Raw genomic sequence first — 17,556 nt, 5'->3', positions numbered from 1 at the left:
CCGACCATTATAGCTTCATCTTTATTTAGTGACATAAGAGATAAGGCGTGCTCGAAGATAGAAGGATCCGGCTTACCTCTGCCAAACGCACCAGAAATGACGATTTCATCAAAGTACGGTACGAGTTCCGGTGTAATGTCTAGTTTCGTATTTTGCAAGTCAGGTGAACCATTCGTTAAGAGTAATAGTTTGTACTTGCCCTTTAGTGCATCGAGTGTTTCAAAGGATTCTTCGTAAACAAACGGATTTTTGCGTCGCTCCTCTGGAAAGCGTTCTGCAAGTTCATAGCCGAATGCAGGATCATCGATGCCAAGTGCTAGTAATCCCCGGGTCCATGCTTCTTTGCGGTAGGCTGGAACAATGTCTTTCATTTTACGGAAGTTATCCTCATCGTCTAAAAAGTTCCCCCATAGTCCTTCGAAAGGATTAATTCCTATCATTTTTGTAAACTCATACGTTTCATAAGATGCGTATAGCTCGCGCGCCTCTTTACGAACTGCTTCCTCAAGCGTTTCAGGATCTACATCATATTTCGTTTGTGCATACCGGCACGTAGCGGCAAATGCTTCTTTTACACTCTTTTGATCCCAGAGTAGTGTGTCGTCTAGGTCGAAGAAGATAGCTTTGATCATAGTAGAATGCCCCTCGTTTCTTATTTATAAAAATTTTGCTTCGTAAGGTTTCGTTACCTATCTTGTAAAAATCCTAAGATGGTAGATAAACCGATAATATAGAAGGGAAGAAGTATACCACCCTACCTTTAAAATACATAGATAAAGAAAATTTTGAATCATTCTTATATTCATTCGCGTTTTAAATAAATTGACACATTTAACTATACAACAGCGAAATGATTTTGTGTAGGGAATGAATGAGTGGTAACGGAAACTATTTCTGTATTTTTTCAGAGTTTATTTCTTGTTATAAGTCCAATGAAAAGGAGCACAAGGAAATAGACTGTCATCGAAACGGCTGGCTTCCAGCATTTTCTTTGGCAGTCTATTTTTTCACCAATGTAGTAGTTATAGGTATCTTTTATATTCTAATTATTTGATTTTTCGAGAAATCGATTTTGCCTGAGTAAATAATAAAAGATAATCGTAGCCACCTGCTTTTGAATCTGTTCCCGACATATTAAAACCACCAAATGGTTGTACGCCAACAAAGGCACCTGTACATTTTTTATTAATATAAAGATTTCCACAATGTACAGTTTCTTTTGCAACAGAAATTCGGTCTTCATCTTGAGAGAAGTAGGATCCGGTTAATCCGTATTCCGTATCATTATATATAGCAATGGCTTCCTTCCAATCAGTTGCTTTTGCTATGGACAATACGGGGCCGAAAATTTCTTCTTGCATAATACGGGCTTTTGGGCTGACATCCGCAAAGATAGTTGGCTGAATATAATAGCCGTTGCCTTCTGCTTCAGTACCGCCCGCTAGTAGTGTTCCTTCCTCTTTGCCAATCTCAATGTAATCTAGAATTCTTTTTCTTGCAGTCTCCGTAATAACAGGGCCAACTGGAGCATTTTCCTCTGGCAATCCAACATATAATTTCTTTGTTAATTCTGTTACTTTTGCGACTACTTCATCGTACACGTTTTCAACGATAATTGCTCTGGACCCGGCTGAACATTTTTGGCCTTGGTAGCCGAATGCAGAAGTGACAATTGCTGTTGCAGCTGCGTCTAAATCAGCTGTTTCATCGACCACAATACCATCTTTTCCGCCCATTTCTGCAATGACGCGCTTTAACCAAATTTGCCCTGGCTGAATCTTTGCGGCATGTTCATAGATATGACAGCCTACTTTGCGAGAACCAGTAAAGGATATAAACCGTGTTTTTGGATGTTCCACAAGATACTCACCGATTTGCTCGCCGTTTCCTGTAAGAAAATTTAATACACCTGATGGAAGACCGACTTCTTTCATTAGCTCTACAAACTTTGCAGCAATGACAGGTGTAAAATCGGAAGGCTTAAGAATAACCGTATTTCCAGAAACGATGGCTGCTACTGTAGTTCCGGCCATAATGGCTAATGGGAAGTTAAACGGTGAAATAACAATGCCCACTCCAAGCGGAATGTAAGTAACGTGATTATCTTCATTTGGTATTTCTGCTGTCTGATGCATGTGAGACTCGCTAAGACGAATGATTTCACGAGCGTAGAATTCTAAGAAATCAATGGCTTCAGATGTATCAGCATCTGCTTCTGCCCAGTTCTTCCCGGATTCATAAACAAGTAATGCAGAAAATTCATGCTTGCGCTCTCGCATAAGGCTAGCTGCTTTGAACAAATATTCTGCACGGTCGCGCGGGGAAACACATTTCCATGTTTCGAATGCCTGCAGTGCTTCCTGCATAGCTTGCTCTGCTAACGGCTGTGTTGTTTTGCTAACGTATCCGACCACTTCATTAAGGTTCCCTGGATTAATGGAGGCAATCGTTTCATCTGTAAAGATGGTTTCCGTTCCGATATAAATAGGATACTTTTGTCCAAGTTCTTGTTTTACTTTCGCAAGTGCTACCTTCATGGCCTGTTTATTTTCTTCTAATGCAAAATTAGTAAGAGCTTCATTTTTAAAAGATGGGATCTTTGTAATGGGTGTCATAACCGATCAAACTCCTTTATGTTCAATTTTTTATTTCATTAGATTTTTCAACACAAACCAAACATTTGCTGGTCGTTCTGCGAGACGTCTCATAAAGTATCCAAACCAATCTACCCCATATGGAACATAGATACGTACTTTATAACCTTGTTTGACAAGTTCGTTTTGAAGGTCTTCCCGGATACCAAACAACATTTGAAACTCAAATTGATCTTTTGGGATATTGTAGTCTTTTACAATTTTTTTTGTATACTCGATTATATGTTCATCGTGGCTTGCTATGGCAGCATAATTTCCATTACGTAAATGTTTTTTTATCATTTTCTTGGCATTTTCATCTACATCTTTTTTTTCGGGAAAGGCTACTTCTGCTGCTTCTTTGTAGGCGCCTTTCACTAAACGAAGGTTTGCGTTATATTGAGTTAAATCATCAATATCATTTTCTGTACGATATAAATAAGCTTGAATGACTAGACCGACATTATCATAGTCTTGTCGTAATTCTTTGTATATGTCTATTGAGATTTGACAATGAGAGTAGTCTTCCATATCAATTCGTACAAAGTTTCCATACAGTTTGGCCCGGTCTAAAATGCTGCGCATATTTTTTATGCACAATTCTTTATTAATGTCGAGCCCTAGAGCTGTCATTTTGACTGATAGATTGGATTCAACCCCAGCGTTTTCGATTGCATCTAATATTTGAATACATGTCAATGTAGACTCATTCGCTTCTTCTTCAGTAAAAATAAATTCTCCCAAATGATCTAACGTTGCCAACTTTCCGTCGCTATTTAACTTTTTAACAGTGTTAATTGCTGATGTTATGGAGTCGCCAGCAACAAAACGTCTAGCTCCAAAACGCAGTCCGAATTTCTTTGCTAACGTATTGGCTGAACGGTTCGTTGCTAATGATTGGAATATATTTCGCATGATGAGTTCCATATTTCAAAACACTCCTTCAATATTCTTAAAATTCAGAAAAAATAAAATATTTATGTTTATTATAAATGTGAATATACATATTTGTACAGTTGTTTTTGAAGTATTTGTATTTTTTTGAACAATTTGAACACTTATGTTTAAAATAAAAATAATTATATATGGATGTTCTGATTCCATTTGAATTGAGGTATACACACTTGTCAGGGAAGCTCTGGATAGTCTCGTATAAATTGTGATACATTATAACAAATATGTAATGAGAGGGAATTAGTATGTTCAAAATTGAACACGTTCAACTTGACAGTTCTTTTACCGTAGTTGATATACATACAACAATAAAATCGATTAAAGATAAACTTCTACAGTATAGCTTTATAGTAGTTGCAGGAACCATATCTTATACCATAGCAAAACATGAATCTCCTTTATTAGCTTTAGAAGAGGATATACTGCCTATCGGTTCTTGGATTAATAAAGTGAAATGGCTTCCTTCTACCGTCTCTACTATCCTTTCACTTTCAGCGCAAGAAGTTGATTGGAGGCGTCCCGTTCTAGTGCAGAATACAGAAAAAGAAAACATAATTGGAATTTTGACCGAAAATCAATGGATTCAAATGCTAACTATGGAAAATAATAGGATATATGCTTATTTTTATACATTGGCAGACACAATAAATGATGCCGTGACAGCAGTTGATCAAGAAGGTAATGTGATTTGTTGGAATACGGCAGCTGAGGCAACGTACAACATTAAGCGGGAAGAAATAGTCGGTCGAAAAATAGGAGAGCATTTTCGTGCGGATTCTATTATTTTACATCAAATTTTAAATGAAGGACGCCCAGTTCGAGGAGCCTACCATCGTCCTACTAATGATACACATGTACTCATCAATGCATCTCCAATTACCTCTAACAATCAAATTATTGGAGGTGTCGCAACAGAACATGATATTACTCGAATTGTGCGTTTAAATGAGGAACTGGATTCATCTGTGCCTTTGTTAATAGAACGTAATCATCCGTTCTTATCCGTAATCGGAATTAGTCCTGAAATAGAGCGGGCATTACAAGTTGCTCAAAAAGTAGCGTACGCAGATATTCCTGTCCTGATAACAGGTGAGTCTGGCACAGGTAAGGAGATGCTAGCACAAGCCATTCATTATGGGGGATCCAAACGTACAGGGCCATTCGAGGTGATAAATTGTTCCGTTTTTCCTCCCTCCCTGTTAGAAATGGAGCTATTTGGGTATCAAGAAGGCGCATTTACTGATGAAAAAAAGATTGGACAAGCAGGGAAGCTGGAACAAGCGTGCGATGGAACGTTGTTTATAGAAGAAATAGACAAAATGCCATTGAATATCCAAGAAAAAGTACTACATTATTTGGAGAAGCAATCGTTTTATCGCGTAGGCGGAACAGAGTTGATTACCACACATTCGCGTGTCATTGCCTCTACATCTCAATCTCTTGAAAAGATGACACAAAAAGGAGAGTTTAATGAAAAGCTGTATTACCGGATTGCTGTAATAAGTATTGAGCTTCCTGCTTTACGCAGAAGAACGGGAGATATTATGAAGCTTGCTGGGCAATTTGTGAAAGAATTCAGTTCCAAGTATAAGAAAGAGATATCTGAGTTTAGTCCTGAGGTTATAACAATCTTCATAAACTATGATTGGCCTGGTAACGTACGTGAGCTTCGGAATGTAATAGAACGATGTATCCTTCTTAATGAATCAAATGTGATCACGAGCGCGCTACTTCCTACAACGATAAGAACAGTAGCGTTAAAAGAAAATTTGCTCAATCAGACGGATCTATCAGTAAAAAGCGATACACCTCAAAAAAATCAAGCCACTATTATTGAAGAAGCATTACAAAAGACATATGGAAACAAAAGCGCGGCAGCTCAGTTACTTGGTATATCTAGAGGGACGCTATACAACAAAATTAGAGAGTATGGGTTAAATAGATAGAGGATAGACTTTGCGAGTAGTAAAAGGAAGAGGATCTTAAAGGGATATTATGATTCCTGTTAAGGTCCTCTTTCCTTGTGTTAGGATAAGAAGAATAGAAATTTGTTAGAAAATCTAACATAAAAGTAGAGATATAAAATTTTTGTGCTACAATAAAAATAACCAAAATTCAGAATATTAGTTCCAAAATACGGAACAAAAATACAAACATATGAGAGGTGAGAAGACAAGTAGAGTAAATGAATGATTAAATTTCTGAATATATTAAAAATTGTGAAATTTAAGTACTGAGGAGGAGATTCTATGTACCGGATAGACTTGAATTGTGATTTAGGTGAAAGTTTTGGAGCATATAAAACGGGAATGGATGAAGACGTTTTAAATTTTGTTACATCAGCAAATATTGCATGTGGATTTCATGCAGGAGATCCTGGGGTAATGCGAAAGACGGTAAAGTTGGCGCTTGAAAAGGGAGTAGAAATTGGCGCTCACCCTGGATTTCCTGATTTGCAAGGCTTCGGTCGACGTAATATGAATCTTACCGTACAGGAAGTATATGATATTGTTGTTTATCAAGTGGGGGCTCTTTCTGGATTTGTCAAAGCAGAGGGGGCAAACATGCAGCATGTAAAGCCACATGGCGCTCTCTATAATATGGCTGCTAAAGATAAAAAAATGTCTGAGGCAATTGCGGAAGCAATTTATAGCGTAGATCCAACTCTCATTCTTTTTGGCCTTTCAGGAAGCGAATTAGTTCATGCAGGAGAAAGAATTGGCCTGAAAACGGCACATGAAGTTTTTTCTGACAGAACGTATCAACAGGATGGTAAGCTAACATCTCGCAGTCAGGCAGATGCATTAATTCATGAGCAAGAGCAAGCCGTTCATCAAGTAATCAGAATGGTGAAAGAAGGAAAAGTACAATCGCAGCAAGGTACTGATATTTCGCTCAAAGCAGATACTGTATGCATTCATGGCGATGGTGAAAACGCACTTCTTTTTGCTCGTCTTATTCGAGAGACTTTGGAAGCAGCAGAAGTAACCGTTCAGGCGATAGGTAAATAATACGAGATAGAATGAAGGAGGAACGAAACAATGGCGATATTAAAACAAGCCACACAAACAGAGCAAACTTCTGTATCCCCCAAAAAAGTAAATTGGTCTTTATTACTAGGCGCTGCCTTTTTAATGGCAACCTCGGCTATTGGACCTGGGTTTATGACACAAACAACGGTATTCACACAAAGCTTAACAACTAGCTTTGGATTTATTATTCTCGTTTCAATTATTTTAGATATTGTTGCACAAACCAATGTTTGGAGAATTATTGCCGTATCTGAAAAAAGAGGACAAGACATTGCCAATATGGTATTTCCTGGTCTTGGTTATGTACTAGCTTTTCTAATTGTTTTAGGTGGAGTAGCGTTTAATATAGGAAATATTGCTGGTGCAGGACTTGGACTCAATGTTTTGTTTGGATTCTCTGTACAAACAGGTGCCATTGTAAGTGCTATACTAGCTATTCTAATCTTTTTAGTAAAAGAAGCAGGGAAAGCGATGGATCGCTTTACGCAAATTGCTGGATTAATCATGATTGGATTGACCATATACATCGCATTTATTACATCTCCGCCAGTCGGCGAAGCCGCAGTAAAAACGATTGTTCCTGATAAAATTGATATTTTTGCTATTATTACGTTGGTAGGCGGTTCTGTTGGAGGATATATTACATTTGCAGGTGGTCACCGCCTTTTAGATGCAGGAATTAAAGGGAAGCAGGCACTTCCAGAAGTGACAAGAAGCTCGGTAATGGGTGTACTCCTTACTTCCGTTATGCGCGTTGTCTTATTTTTAGCCGTACTTGGTGTTGTTGCAAAAGGATTACATATTGATCCTGCAAATCCTCCTGCTTCTGTATTTAAGCTAGCAGCAGGAAATACTGGATATAAAATTTTTGGTATTGTCATGTGGGCTGCTGCTATAACATCTGTAGTCGGAGCTGCGTATACTTCGGTATCATTTGTTCGAACCTTTCATCGTAGTTTAGACATAAACCATAGAAAAATTATTATTGGTTTCATTGTAGTATCAACCATTCTTTTCATTATTATCGGAAAGCCTGTAAAGACATTACTTCTTGTTGGTGCTTTAAATGGTCTTATTCTTCCACTTGCACTAGGGACTCTGCTAATTGCTGCCTATAAGAAGAAAATTGTAGGCGATTATAAACATCCATTATGGATGACAATCTTAGGAGTTCTCGTGGTGGCTGTTTTAGCTTGGATGAGTGTATACACATTAATGCATGATATTCCAACATTATTTAAGTAAAGGGAGGAATGGAAAGAGTGGAAAATTTAGCTGTGATGTCGCCTACTCAAATTCGTGAAATGATTCGTAATAATAAGATTAACAAACCAACTTCCGGTATGGCAAGAGGATACACACAAGCGAACTTAGTTATTTTAAGGAAAGAACTAGCCTTTGATTTCCTATTATTTTGTCAGCGTAATCCCAAGCCCTGTCCTGTGCTTGATGTTACGGAACCAGGATCGCCAATTCCTATGTTGGTTGCTCCAGGTAGCGATTTACGAACAGATATTCCGAAATACCGTATATATAAGGACGGTGAATTTGTAGAAGAGGTAACAGACATTATGGCGTACTGGGAAGATGATATGGTTGGCTTTTTACTAGGATGTAGCTTTACATTTGAGAATGCGCTACTAAATAATGATATTCCAGTTCGCCATATTGAAGAAAATTGTAACGTTCCGATGTATGAAACAAATATTCCATGTGTGAAAGCGGGAAAATTTGAAGGATATATGGTAACGAGTATGCGGCCGATGCCAAGTAAGGATGTTGTTCGTTCGGTTCAAGTAACTTCTCGTTTTCCATCTGTGCACGGGGCGCCTGTTCACATTGGAAATCCGGAAGCAATTGGTATTTCCGATATTACTCGTCCTGATTTTGGGGATTCTGTTTCGATTAAGGAGGGGGAAGTTCCGGTATTCTGGGCATGTGGTGTAACCCCTCAAGCTGTGGCAATGCGAAGCAAACCCGATTTAATGATTACACATGCCCCTGGTTATATGTTTCTAACAGATGTTTCAGATGAAAAGTTAGGGGTTTTGTGATACGAATTTTATTGTGATTCGAATATAAATGCAGCAAGAAAGCTAGTACACGCTTTTACTAGCTTTCGTCCTGTTTATATTACAGTACATGCTCGGTAGGAACATGTGCTTAGTAAGAGGTGATTGTTTGGAACAGAAAGTTACGTTTTCGCCCCTTGGCGATTCGGCCATTCGGATAGAATTTGGTAAGAAGATTGACTATGAGATTCAACATAAAATAAGCATGTTAGCCAGTTATATAGAAGAAAATAGTTTTAATGGATTTATAGAGTGTGTGTCAGCCTATACAAGCTTAACCGTTTTCTACAGTCCATTTCTCGTTTGGCGTACGTATAAAAAGGCAGAAGCTGTATCGCCCTATGAAATCGTAAAATCCATGATAGTGAAAAATCTTACAGTATTTGAAAACGAAGACGATACTCAATCACGCATCGTTACTATTCCTGTTTGTTATGGGGGAGAACTAGGTCCTGATTTAGAAGAAGTAGCAAGATACAATCATTTGACGACAAATGAAGTCGTGCGCATCCATACAAGTGGAGAGTACCTTGTGTACATGATTGGATTTTGTCCTGGTTTTCCGTTTTTAGGGGGGATGTCTGACCGAATTGCCACGCCTCGTCGTTCCTCTCCGAGACTATCAATCCCAAAAGGTTCAGTTGGAATTGCAGGAATGCAAACAGGTGTTTATCCCATTTCCACACCAGGTGGTTGGCAATTAATAGGTCGAACGCCGCTTCAACTTTTTCTTCCGAAACAAAATCCTCCTACTCTTCTTCAGGCAGGAGATCGTGTGAAGTTTCATGCTATTTCGTATGAAGAGTATCAAGCTTACAGGGAGGGAGAAGTGTGAGTATAAAAGTTATGAGACCGGGTCTCTTTACAACGATTCAAGATTTGGGAAGAACAGGCTTTCAAAAACATGGAGTTATCATTAGCGGCGCAATGGATACGTACTCATTACGCATTGCAAATATAGTAGTAGGAAATAAGGAAGAGGAAGCAGTTTTAGAAATTACATTAATTGGACCATCTCTATTATTTGAGCAAACGATGCTTATCGCGATTACAGGAGGAGATTTATCACCGACTGTTGATGGGATGGCAGTTCCGATGGGGCGACCTGTATGTATAAGAAAAGGAAGTGTTCTTAAGTTTGGCTCATGTACATCTGGATGTAGAGCTTATATTGCTGTAGCTGGAGGTTTGGCTGTTCCAGAAGTTATGAATAGTAAGAGTACATATTTACTTGGAGAATTGGGTGGATATAAAGGAAGATCCTTGCAAAAAAACGATAGGCTACCAGTTGGTTATGCATCGGGTTTTGCGAAAAGGTGTATGAATAAGTTGGAACGTATAAATCAAGCACATTCGTTTTCAACGACGAAATGGTGCGTACCTAGCCATGTTTCTTCTAGTCATAGCAATCATATGATTCGCGTAATGCCAGGAGAACATTTCAAAGCATTCTCAGAGGAAAGTCAAGAACGATTATTTACAGAACCATTCACCGTGACGACTGCGTCGAATCGGATGGGTTATCGTATATCAGGATTTCCCTTACAACTACAAGAACCATTTGAATTACTCTCAGAAGCAGTTTGCCACGGGACGATTCAAGTTCCACCTGATGGAAATCCTATTATTTTACTTGCAGATCGTCAAACGACAGGGGGATATCCAAGAATTGCACAAGTAGCAACTGTAGACCTTCCTGTAATCGCACAAGTTAAACCGGGTGAAACCATTTCTTTTACAAACATAGATTTAAAAGAAGCAGAACAACTACTTTTAGAGAGAGAGATGCATATACATCAACTGAAATATAGCATACTAAGGCAAGAAAAATAGAAAGCTCCTAGCAGCGGATATTTTTCTTCTACCTTTTTTTGGACAGTCAATAGTATAATGTAAAGCAGATTCTATTGAATGGTGGGAAAAAGGGGGGGAGTTTGTGGAAAACAAGAATAAAACGGTAATTAAATCAATGGCTATACTTAATCTATTTTTAACACATTCGAAATTAAATTTAAATGAAGTGATTGCACTCTTACATATGCCAAAGACATCTGTGCATCGTATGCTTACTTCTCTAGAGGATATGCAGCTGCTGGACAAAGACGAAGATGGATATTATTCATTAGGATTATTGTTTCTTCAATTCGGTCAATTGGTAGCACAGCGGTTAGATATCAGGCAAATTGCACTCCCTGTTATGAAAGCGCTTCGAGATGAGGTCGAGGAAGCGGTGAACCTTATTGTAAAATATGGGAACGAAGCTATGTATATTGAAAAGCAAGATACAAACCAGCCTGTTCGGCTGTATACGGCGATAGGGAGAAAATCGCCCTTATATGCCGGGGATTCCCGGATTATTCTTGCCTATTTGCCTGAAGAAGAAGTAGAACAATATTTGAATGAAATACATTTACAACCGATTGGCTATGGAACGATTACAGATAAGGAAAAACTACGACTTATAATAGAAGAAACGCGAAGAAATGGCTATACAATTAGCCGATCCGAGCTCGAAAATTATACCTCTGCCGTAGCTGCACCTATCTATGATCATAAAGGCCATGTTGTTGCTGGTATTAGCGTGGCAGGCCTTGATATCCGATTTAGTGAAGAAAGATTACCCCTATTAGTTGAAAAAGTAAAAGCAGCTGCTAAGGATATTTCCATGAAGCTAGGGTATAAGAAGTAGATAAAGGTTTTTAGCGACTGCTGATGTATTCCCAGTCGCTTTTTTTAATGTTATAGGAGCATATTTAGAGATAGTTGCTTGAAAAGTAAATAATAATCTCGAAAAATTATGTTAGATAATATAACAGGAACTCTTCGAAAATCTATGGCTTGTGTTAATATAGTAAACATAGAAAATAAGTAATTGTTTCATTCATGTTTGAGGTAATTATGGGTATGAAATGAATGAACATCAGTCAGAATTAAGAGGTGATAGAATGAGATCCAACCAGAATGAAAAATACAACAAAATATTACAAGCGGCTATTCAAGTGATTTCGGAATATGGTTTAGATAAAGCTTCTATATCAGACATAGTAAAAACTGCAGGCGTCGCTCAAGGTACATTTTATCTATATTTCCGTTCTAAAAACTCGCTCATTCCTGCCATTGCTGAAGATCTTCTTACACGTACGTTATACAGAATAAAGGGAAAAATCAGTAGAGACCTTGGCTTTTGGTATTCGTTAAAAGTAGTAATTGACGAAATCTATTCCAGTACAGAAGAAAACAAAGACATCATCGTACTCTGCTATTCTGGACTTGCCATCGATCATTCCATGGAAGTGTGGGAAACTATTTATTATCCATATTATCAGTGGTTTGAAACGTTGCTAAGCAAAGCGATCGAAAGAAATGAAATCGTCAGCGGCATCAACGTTAACTGGACAGCCAAGATGATCATCAACTTCGTAGAAAACGCAGCCGAGCGATTCTACATCGGACAAGATCATGAACTTACACTCGAAGCTTCTAAATCTGAAGTCTTTCAATTTTTACAAAGATCATTAGAAAATGTTAGAGAACCAGTCTAACTCATGTTTGCCCTAAAAATGACTGACATTCATTCATTAATTGAAAGGCATCAAAATTTAAATTTTTTAAATAAAAAGGAGAGATTTTTATGAAAGTAAAAGAACAAACGCAAGTAACAGAGGAAAAATACACCGAGGTTACAAGCTATATCAGCAAAGTACTCGAACTAATCGAAAAAAACGAAGTAACTGACGAGGAAGCAAAATGGATTACAAAGGAAACGGTTGATGGGTTCCGTGAGTATGTAAATCCAGGGTTTTTGGAATACCGGAAAACGGTTACGATTGATACGCAGTTTGCTGCTGTCGAATGGTCCGATGAAGGCTCTTGCTTTAAAGATGTAAACGGGAAAGAATATATTGATTGTCTTGGTGGGTTTGGGATTTATAACGTCGGGCATCGTCATCCGAAGGTGTTGAAGGCGGTTCAGGATCAATTGAAACGCCAAGCTTTACATAGCCAGGACTTGTTGGATCCGCTTCGTGCGATGCTTGCTAAGATTTTAGCAGATATTACACCAGGGGATTTGAAGTATTCCTTCTTCACGAATAGCGGAACAGAGAGTGTTGAAGCGGCGCTAAAGCTAGCGAAGATGTATAGCGACCGGACTACGATTCTTTCCGCAACACGTGCATTCCATGGGAAAAGCTTAGGTTCTCTATCTGGTACGGCGAAGGGTATGTTCCGGAAACCGTTCTTTCCACTCGTTTCGGGTTTCCGTCACGTTCTGTATGGGGATATCGATATGATGAGAAAGACGTTTGAAGTTTGCTCGTTAGTTGGGGAAGATGTAGCAGCAGTTATTCTAGAGCCAATTCAAGGAGAAGGCGGCATTATTCTTCCGCCAGAAAATTATTTGAAACAAGTGAGAGAGCTATGTGATCAATACGATGCAATTTTGATCTTTGACGAGGTGCAAACTGGTATGGGCCGCACAGGCAAAATGTTTGCAGCTGAATTATATGACGTCGTACCGGATATTCTTTGCCTTGCCAAAGCGTTTGGCGGCGGGATTATGCCAGCAGGTGCAATCGTAGCAAAAGAAAAGGTGTTTAAATCGTTATTCCCAAATCCGTTTATGCATACCACAACATTCGGCGGCAACCCGCTTGCATGTGCCGCTGCGATTGCAACGATACAAGTGTTGCTAGAAGAAAAATTACCAGAGCGCGCAGAAAAAGAAGGGGAATACTTCCTAGCAAAATTGAAAGAAGCTGCAATTGGTCATGAAGACAAAGTTATGGAAATTCGCGGAAAAGGATTGATGATCGGGATTGAATTCCATAAAGACGAAGTAGGCTATACCGTTTCGAAAGGAATGTTTGATGAAGGCGTGCTCGTAGCAGGAACTCTCGTGAATTCGAAGACAATCCGCATTGAGCCACCTTTGGTTATATCAATAGAGGAAATCGACAAAGTCGTTGCCAGTTTTAAAAAGGTTCTTGAGCAAGTAGAGGCATAAAAAATATAGAGAAGAAAGCAGGTTCCCGATGAAAGATAGGGGGCCTGTTTTTGTGTTGAAATAAAAAATTTAGAAATAAATTAGAGAGATTGGTGGATTGATATGTAAGGAATTGATTTGGTTTGAATTGTGATTTAGGTGAAAGCCTTGACATTATAATGTAGATAACGGTGTTCACATATATGAGTCTAATAAGTTCTAATAATCTCTTTTTTTCTTGCTATAATATAAGAGAAGAACGACCATTTAGGAGGAATTTACTCATGGCCTTTCAGGCGATTTTTTTTGATTTAGATGACACACTGCATGACCATCAGAAGCCTTTTGTAGAGGCACTGCAATCCGTATTTCCAATAAAATCACAGAGTCTCCCCATGAACGATGTTTATAAAACATTTCGCTTTTATAGTGATTCCATGTGGGAAAATCATATAAATGGAACTTACACACTAGTTGAATTTCGTATAGAACGAGCTGTGCGGACACTGAGAGACTATGAAGTTACGATTACAGCAAGTGAAGCCCGTCAATTTCAGCTGCAATACGAAGAAGCACTTCATTCTATTGCTCTTCTTCCTGAAGTGCCAAGCTTATTAACAAGTTTAACAGAGCACGGTTTTATGGTTGGCGTTATTACAAACGGTCCCGCCCAGCACCAAACAAAGAAGATTGAATGCCTTGGTTTAACGAAGTATGTTCCAAAGGAGCGTATTTTTATTTCAGGTGCAATGGGAGTAGAGAAACCAAATCCTGAAATCTTTCATGAAGTAGCGAAGAAGGTAGGGGTTAAACCGAAAGATCTTCTTTACGTTGGAGATTCTTGGATAAATGATATCGTAGGATCACATCGTGCAGGGTGGCAATCTGTCTGGTTTAACCACCGAAAACGACAACCTGAATCAGACATACGACCATTACATGAAATTGATCATTTATCCGATTTGCTAGATGTATTGGAACTACCCTCCATCCATGTGAAATAAGACGAAAAGCAATCTCTGTTTTGTAGGCAGGGATTGCTTTTTAGTAGTGTTACTACTTTGGTACTAAGTATTCAGAATTCAAGCTTTTCCCTTTTTCTGTCTACTATAAGGAAATCATATCATGTTTGAGTCAGCCTTTATCTTTATACTTATTCTTTACTATTTGATTGTTTGTTCTAGTTCATGTAAGGTTTGCGTTAACTGATCATTTAAATTTCCAAGAGCTTGTTTATCAAGAGGGTTCACTTGCGATCCTGCTACTTCTGGATTTAGAGATTTTTCCAGTTTTTCATAGAGGTCTGCATTTCTTGGTTTTACTCCATCTTCAAACGTCTTCCAAGTATCTTCTAATTTTGGTCCCAACTCTTTTACTTTTGCTTGATCTCCAGCGTCAATAGCCTTTTTCAATTCATTAGTTGTAGTAAGTAGCTTTGAAATGCCATCTTTGATTTGAGTGGTAGGAATAAGCTTTTCTGAAAATTGATATAAAGTGTCAATTAATTGGTTGTTCAATTGTGAAAGGGCATCTTTATTAATGGTACTTTCTTTTGATCCTGCAACAGCTGGGTTCAGATATTTTTCAATTTGTGTATATTGATCAGGGTATTGTGATTTCACATTATCTTCGAATGGTTTCCAATCTTCTTCGAGTTGTGGTCCAGTTTTCTTAATGGTTGCGTCATCTCCGGCTGTAATGGCTTTATTTAATTGTTTAGCAGTATGCAGTAAATTTGCAACTCCATCCTTTACACTCGTAGCAGTTTGTCCTTCAGATGCAGATTGCGTACTAGTTTTAGTAGTAGAAGTAGTAGATGAAGATTGGTTTGCCATACTACAGCCAGTTAAGACTATTGTACCTGTCATAGCTATTGCAGCAATCGTATTTATAAGTTTCATTGAATAAAATCCCCCTGATTTGTTATAAATTTTAGTTTTGTATTGTTTTTTGTACCTTTTGATTTGGTTGCTTAATACGGCTCCAAAGTAAAGCACCTAAAGCAAACAAAAGTAAAGCGATTTGCGGCAGAGCACTTTGCCAAGATGGGTAGAATCCTAAGAAATCAATACTTGGTAAGTATCCGGATGTTGTGGATGGTAGCGAACCCGCAAGTTGAAAACTATGAATACCGAGTCCAGTAAATTTAAAGCACATATAGAAAACTATCAGACTGGATACTAGGAAAAATGGGCGCATCGGTAACTTAACACCGATAACTAGCATTAGATAAGCTATAACTGCCAAGATGCCAAGACCAATGAGAACACCGATAATCAACTGCTCTGTACTGATTTGATTTACCATACCAATAATAAAAAGCACGGTTTCCGTTCCCTCTCGAAAGACGGCTAAGAATGATAGAAACCCAAGGGATATGATACGCCCTGTATTTAATGCAGATTGGCTTTTATTATGAATATATTGATTCCACTCTGCTATATTTGATTTACTATGCAACCAATAACTCATATAAAGAAGCATCACAGCTGCGATTATGCCTGTCCAACCCGAAATTAGGAAATTATTTTGACCGAAAGCGCCAGATGAGAAAACGAACTTTACAATAACTGCTAAAATAGCACTTAGAATTAAACCGGCTGAAACACCACCCCAAATCCAAACTTTTCCCTTTTTTTCACCAGACTTCTTAACAACGGCTAATAATGCAGCTACCACAAGTAGAGCTTCCAGCCCTTCACGGATTGGGATCATTGCGGCATCCCAAATGGTATAATTGGTTTTGCTGGCAAGTGGGGTCAAGTACCCAATCATCTTGTCAAGTAACTGGTTAGCATCCTGATATTTACCAGCAGAAATCATTGCATTTACCGTAACCATATCACGCTCTGAATCACTATATATGGTAGCCGATTGTGATACTACGGTACCCTCAATACTAAGCCACGATTCTCTAACTTTAGTAATATTCGATAAAGAGGATTGTTGATCACTTTTTTGGACTGTTTCCTGTGTCTGTTGTAACATGACAATGAAATCAGAAAGTGTGATATTTTGCTTCTTAAAACTATCACTCTGCGAATATTGACCCTGCATGTATTTTTCATTGATATTTTTAAGGTTTTGTAGTGCCGTACTAACATCTTGCTGTTTATTCTGTATGAAAGCATATTGTACTTGACCCATATTGGATTCAATATCGCTATATGCTTGACCTGAATCAGACTTTACAGAATCCTCAATTGCAAGCCAAGTATCATTAAATTTCTGATAGGTTTGTAGTGCCTCATCTAAATTGCCTTTCTTTGCAAGTAATAATGCTTGATCGACCTGTTGCTCAGCTTTACTCATATTTTCTGTTCCCTGACTTGCAGCCAAGCTAGAAAGCGGCTTCATAATGACGAATGAAAACAGAAAAATGAAGAGCAATGAATAGCCAAATTTCCTAAACATAGTATCAGCTCCGTAAATTTTTAATTCAATAATTGAAAACGATTATCATTACCATTGTAACTGATTATTATTATCATTTATAGATAGCATTTTGTCAATGAAATAATAGTAATCATATTGGGTTTAAATAAACCATTAAGAAAGTATCGCTCGCATCGTTTTTCTTCTTTAAATGTACGAAAATAGAATCACGATAGAAATAAGAACAAACGTTTGATTCTAATTGTGTATCCATTATTTTACATGGTATAATTAGCTCGTCAAAGAGAAATAGCAGTGTTTCTGTAGCCCATTTCAATTTCTTTCATTAATGGGACGGATCCAGTGGGGAAGGAGAAAATATGACGGTTGATTCAACTTCAAGCACTTCAATAGGGGCATTATTTCGTAACAGAGTCATTCGCACAATATTGTTGTCTGTGTTTTTTCTGCAAATCGGTATTTGGGTGCGTAACTATTCTATATTG

The 17,556-nt window shown here is 38.1% G+C and carries 15 protein-coding genes and 1 pseudogene; 11 read left to right on the top strand and 5 right to left on the bottom strand.

The features are described from left to right. From AC11ZT_RS10475 to AC11ZT_RS10465, 3 genes are all read right to left on the bottom strand, one after another. The coding region (locus AC11ZT_RS10475) for an HAD family hydrolase (RefSeq protein ID WP_484059537.1) at positions 1-632 on the bottom strand (632 nt) is incomplete at its 3' end. A gap of 414 nt (positions 633-1,046) precedes the next feature. Then, positions 1,047-2,615, bottom strand: coding sequence for an L-glutamate gamma-semialdehyde dehydrogenase (gene pruA / locus AC11ZT_RS10470; protein ID WP_484059536.1), 1,569 nt, complete (start codon positions 2,613-2,615; stop codon positions 1,047-1,049). Between the two features lie 30 nt (positions 2,616-2,645). Continuing rightward, positions 2,646-3,560: a proline dehydrogenase family protein gene (locus AC11ZT_RS10465; protein ID WP_484059535.1), complete on the bottom strand. Its 915-nt coding sequence runs from the start codon at positions 3,558-3,560 to the stop codon at positions 2,646-2,648. A gap of 272 nt (positions 3,561-3,832) precedes the next feature. On the opposite strand from AC11ZT_RS10465, the gene AC11ZT_RS10460 reads away from it, so the two are divergent. The 10 genes from AC11ZT_RS10460 to AC11ZT_RS10415 all read left to right on the top strand — a co-directional run bounded on the left by AC11ZT_RS10460 (position 3,833) and on the right by AC11ZT_RS10415 (position 14,679). Next, the gene (locus tag AC11ZT_RS10460) at positions 3,833-5,533 is read left to right on the top strand and encodes a sigma-54 interaction domain-containing protein (RefSeq protein ID WP_484059534.1); all 1,701 of its coding nucleotides are present in this window, start codon (positions 3,833-3,835) and stop codon (positions 5,531-5,533) included. A gap of 303 nt (positions 5,534-5,836) precedes the next feature. Further along, entirely contained in the window at positions 5,837-6,598 is a 762-nt protein-coding gene (gene pxpA, locus AC11ZT_RS10455; RefSeq protein ID WP_484059533.1) for a 5-oxoprolinase subunit PxpA, read from the top strand. Positions 6,599-6,628: 30 nt separating this feature from the next. Then, complete coding sequence (locus AC11ZT_RS10450; RefSeq protein WP_484059532.1) at positions 6,629-7,864, top strand: NRAMP family divalent metal transporter; 1,236 nt, start codon at positions 6,629-6,631, stop codon at positions 7,862-7,864. A 17-nt stretch (positions 7,865-7,881) separates the two neighbouring features. Beyond that, on the top strand, positions 7,882-8,673 hold the full coding sequence (locus tag AC11ZT_RS10445; RefSeq protein WP_484059531.1) for a putative hydro-lyase: 792 nt from the start codon (positions 7,882-7,884) through the stop codon (positions 8,671-8,673). Positions 8,674-8,800: 127 nt separating this feature from the next. Continuing rightward, a complete protein-coding gene (pxpB, locus tag AC11ZT_RS10440) occupies positions 8,801-9,526 on the top strand; it encodes a 5-oxoprolinase subunit PxpB (protein WP_484059530.1) in 726 nt (241 codons plus the stop codon). Then, on the top strand, positions 9,523-10,524 hold the full coding sequence (locus tag AC11ZT_RS10435) for a 5-oxoprolinase subunit C family protein (RefSeq protein ID WP_484059529.1): 1,002 nt from the start codon (positions 9,523-9,525) through the stop codon (positions 10,522-10,524). The genes pxpB and AC11ZT_RS10435 overlap by 4 nt, the downstream gene beginning before the upstream one ends. Positions 10,525-10,627: 103 nt before the next feature. Beyond that, the gene (locus tag AC11ZT_RS10430; protein ID WP_484059528.1) at positions 10,628-11,380 is read left to right on the top strand and encodes an IclR family transcriptional regulator; all 753 of its coding nucleotides are present in this window, start codon (positions 10,628-10,630) and stop codon (positions 11,378-11,380) included. 256 nt (positions 11,381-11,636) lie between these two features. Then, positions 11,637-12,233 carry a TetR/AcrR family transcriptional regulator gene (locus tag AC11ZT_RS10425; protein WP_484059527.1) on the top strand — a complete coding sequence of 199 codons (597 nt, stop codon included), beginning with the start codon at positions 11,637-11,639 and terminating at the stop codon, positions 12,231-12,233. A gap of 89 nt (positions 12,234-12,322) precedes the next feature. After that, positions 12,323-13,696, top strand: coding sequence for a putrescine aminotransferase (locus AC11ZT_RS10420; protein ID WP_484059526.1), 1,374 nt, complete (start codon positions 12,323-12,325; stop codon positions 13,694-13,696). Positions 13,697-13,959: 263 nt separating this feature from the next. Beyond that, positions 13,960-14,679, top strand: a complete 720-nt coding sequence (locus tag AC11ZT_RS10415) for an HAD family hydrolase (protein ID WP_484059525.1) — start codon at positions 13,960-13,962, stop codon at positions 14,677-14,679. A 159-nt stretch (positions 14,680-14,838) separates the two neighbouring features. On the opposite strand, the gene AC11ZT_RS10410 is transcribed toward AC11ZT_RS10415, so the two are convergent. Both AC11ZT_RS10410 and AC11ZT_RS10405 read right to left on the bottom strand, forming a co-directional pair. Further along, positions 14,839-15,576 (bottom strand): hypothetical protein, encoded by a 738-nt coding sequence (locus AC11ZT_RS10410; RefSeq protein ID WP_484059524.1) that lies wholly within the window; start codon positions 15,574-15,576, stop codon positions 14,839-14,841. 31 nt (positions 15,577-15,607) lie between these two features. Continuing rightward, entirely contained in the window at positions 15,608-17,089 is a 1,482-nt protein-coding gene (locus AC11ZT_RS10405; RefSeq protein ID WP_484059523.1) for an FTR1 family iron permease, read from the bottom strand. Between the two features lie 341 nt (positions 17,090-17,430). Between AC11ZT_RS10405 and AC11ZT_RS10400 the strand changes: the two are divergent. After that, positions 17,431-17,556 (top strand): annotated as a pseudogene (locus tag AC11ZT_RS10400) (MFS transporter); the annotation flags it as partial.

This window comes from Ectobacillus sp., from assembly GCF_056992975.1.
The sequence above is the reverse complement of the archived record's forward strand: the minus strand, read 5'-3'. Positions and strand labels throughout refer to the sequence as shown.

Coding starts and splice junctions, on each gene's coding strand:
- AC11ZT_RS10415 (WP_484059525.1), top strand. CDS start 13,960: ATGGCCTTTCAGGCGATTTTTTTTGATTTAGATGACACACTGCATGAC.
- AC11ZT_RS10410 (WP_484059524.1), bottom strand. CDS start 15,576: ATGAAACTTATAAATACGATTGCTGCAATAGCTATGACAGGTACAATA.
- pxpA (WP_484059533.1), top strand. CDS start 5,837: ATGTACCGGATAGACTTGAATTGTGATTTAGGTGAAAGTTTTGGAGCA.
- AC11ZT_RS10465 (WP_484059535.1), bottom strand. CDS start 3,560: ATGGAACTCATCATGCGAAATATATTCCAATCATTAGCAACGAACCGT.
- AC11ZT_RS10460 (WP_484059534.1), top strand. CDS start 3,833: ATGTTCAAAATTGAACACGTTCAACTTGACAGTTCTTTTACCGTAGTT.
- AC11ZT_RS10420 (WP_484059526.1), top strand. CDS start 12,323: ATGAAAGTAAAAGAACAAACGCAAGTAACAGAGGAAAAATACACCGAG.
- AC11ZT_RS10405 (WP_484059523.1), bottom strand. CDS start 17,089: ATGTTTAGGAAATTTGGCTATTCATTGCTCTTCATTTTTCTGTTTTCA.
- AC11ZT_RS10450 (WP_484059532.1), top strand. CDS start 6,629: ATGGCGATATTAAAACAAGCCACACAAACAGAGCAAACTTCTGTATCC.
- pruA (WP_484059536.1), bottom strand. CDS start 2,615: ATGACACCCATTACAAAGATCCCATCTTTTAAAAATGAAGCTCTTACT.
- AC11ZT_RS10425 (WP_484059527.1), top strand. CDS start 11,637: ATGAGATCCAACCAGAATGAAAAATACAACAAAATATTACAAGCGGCT.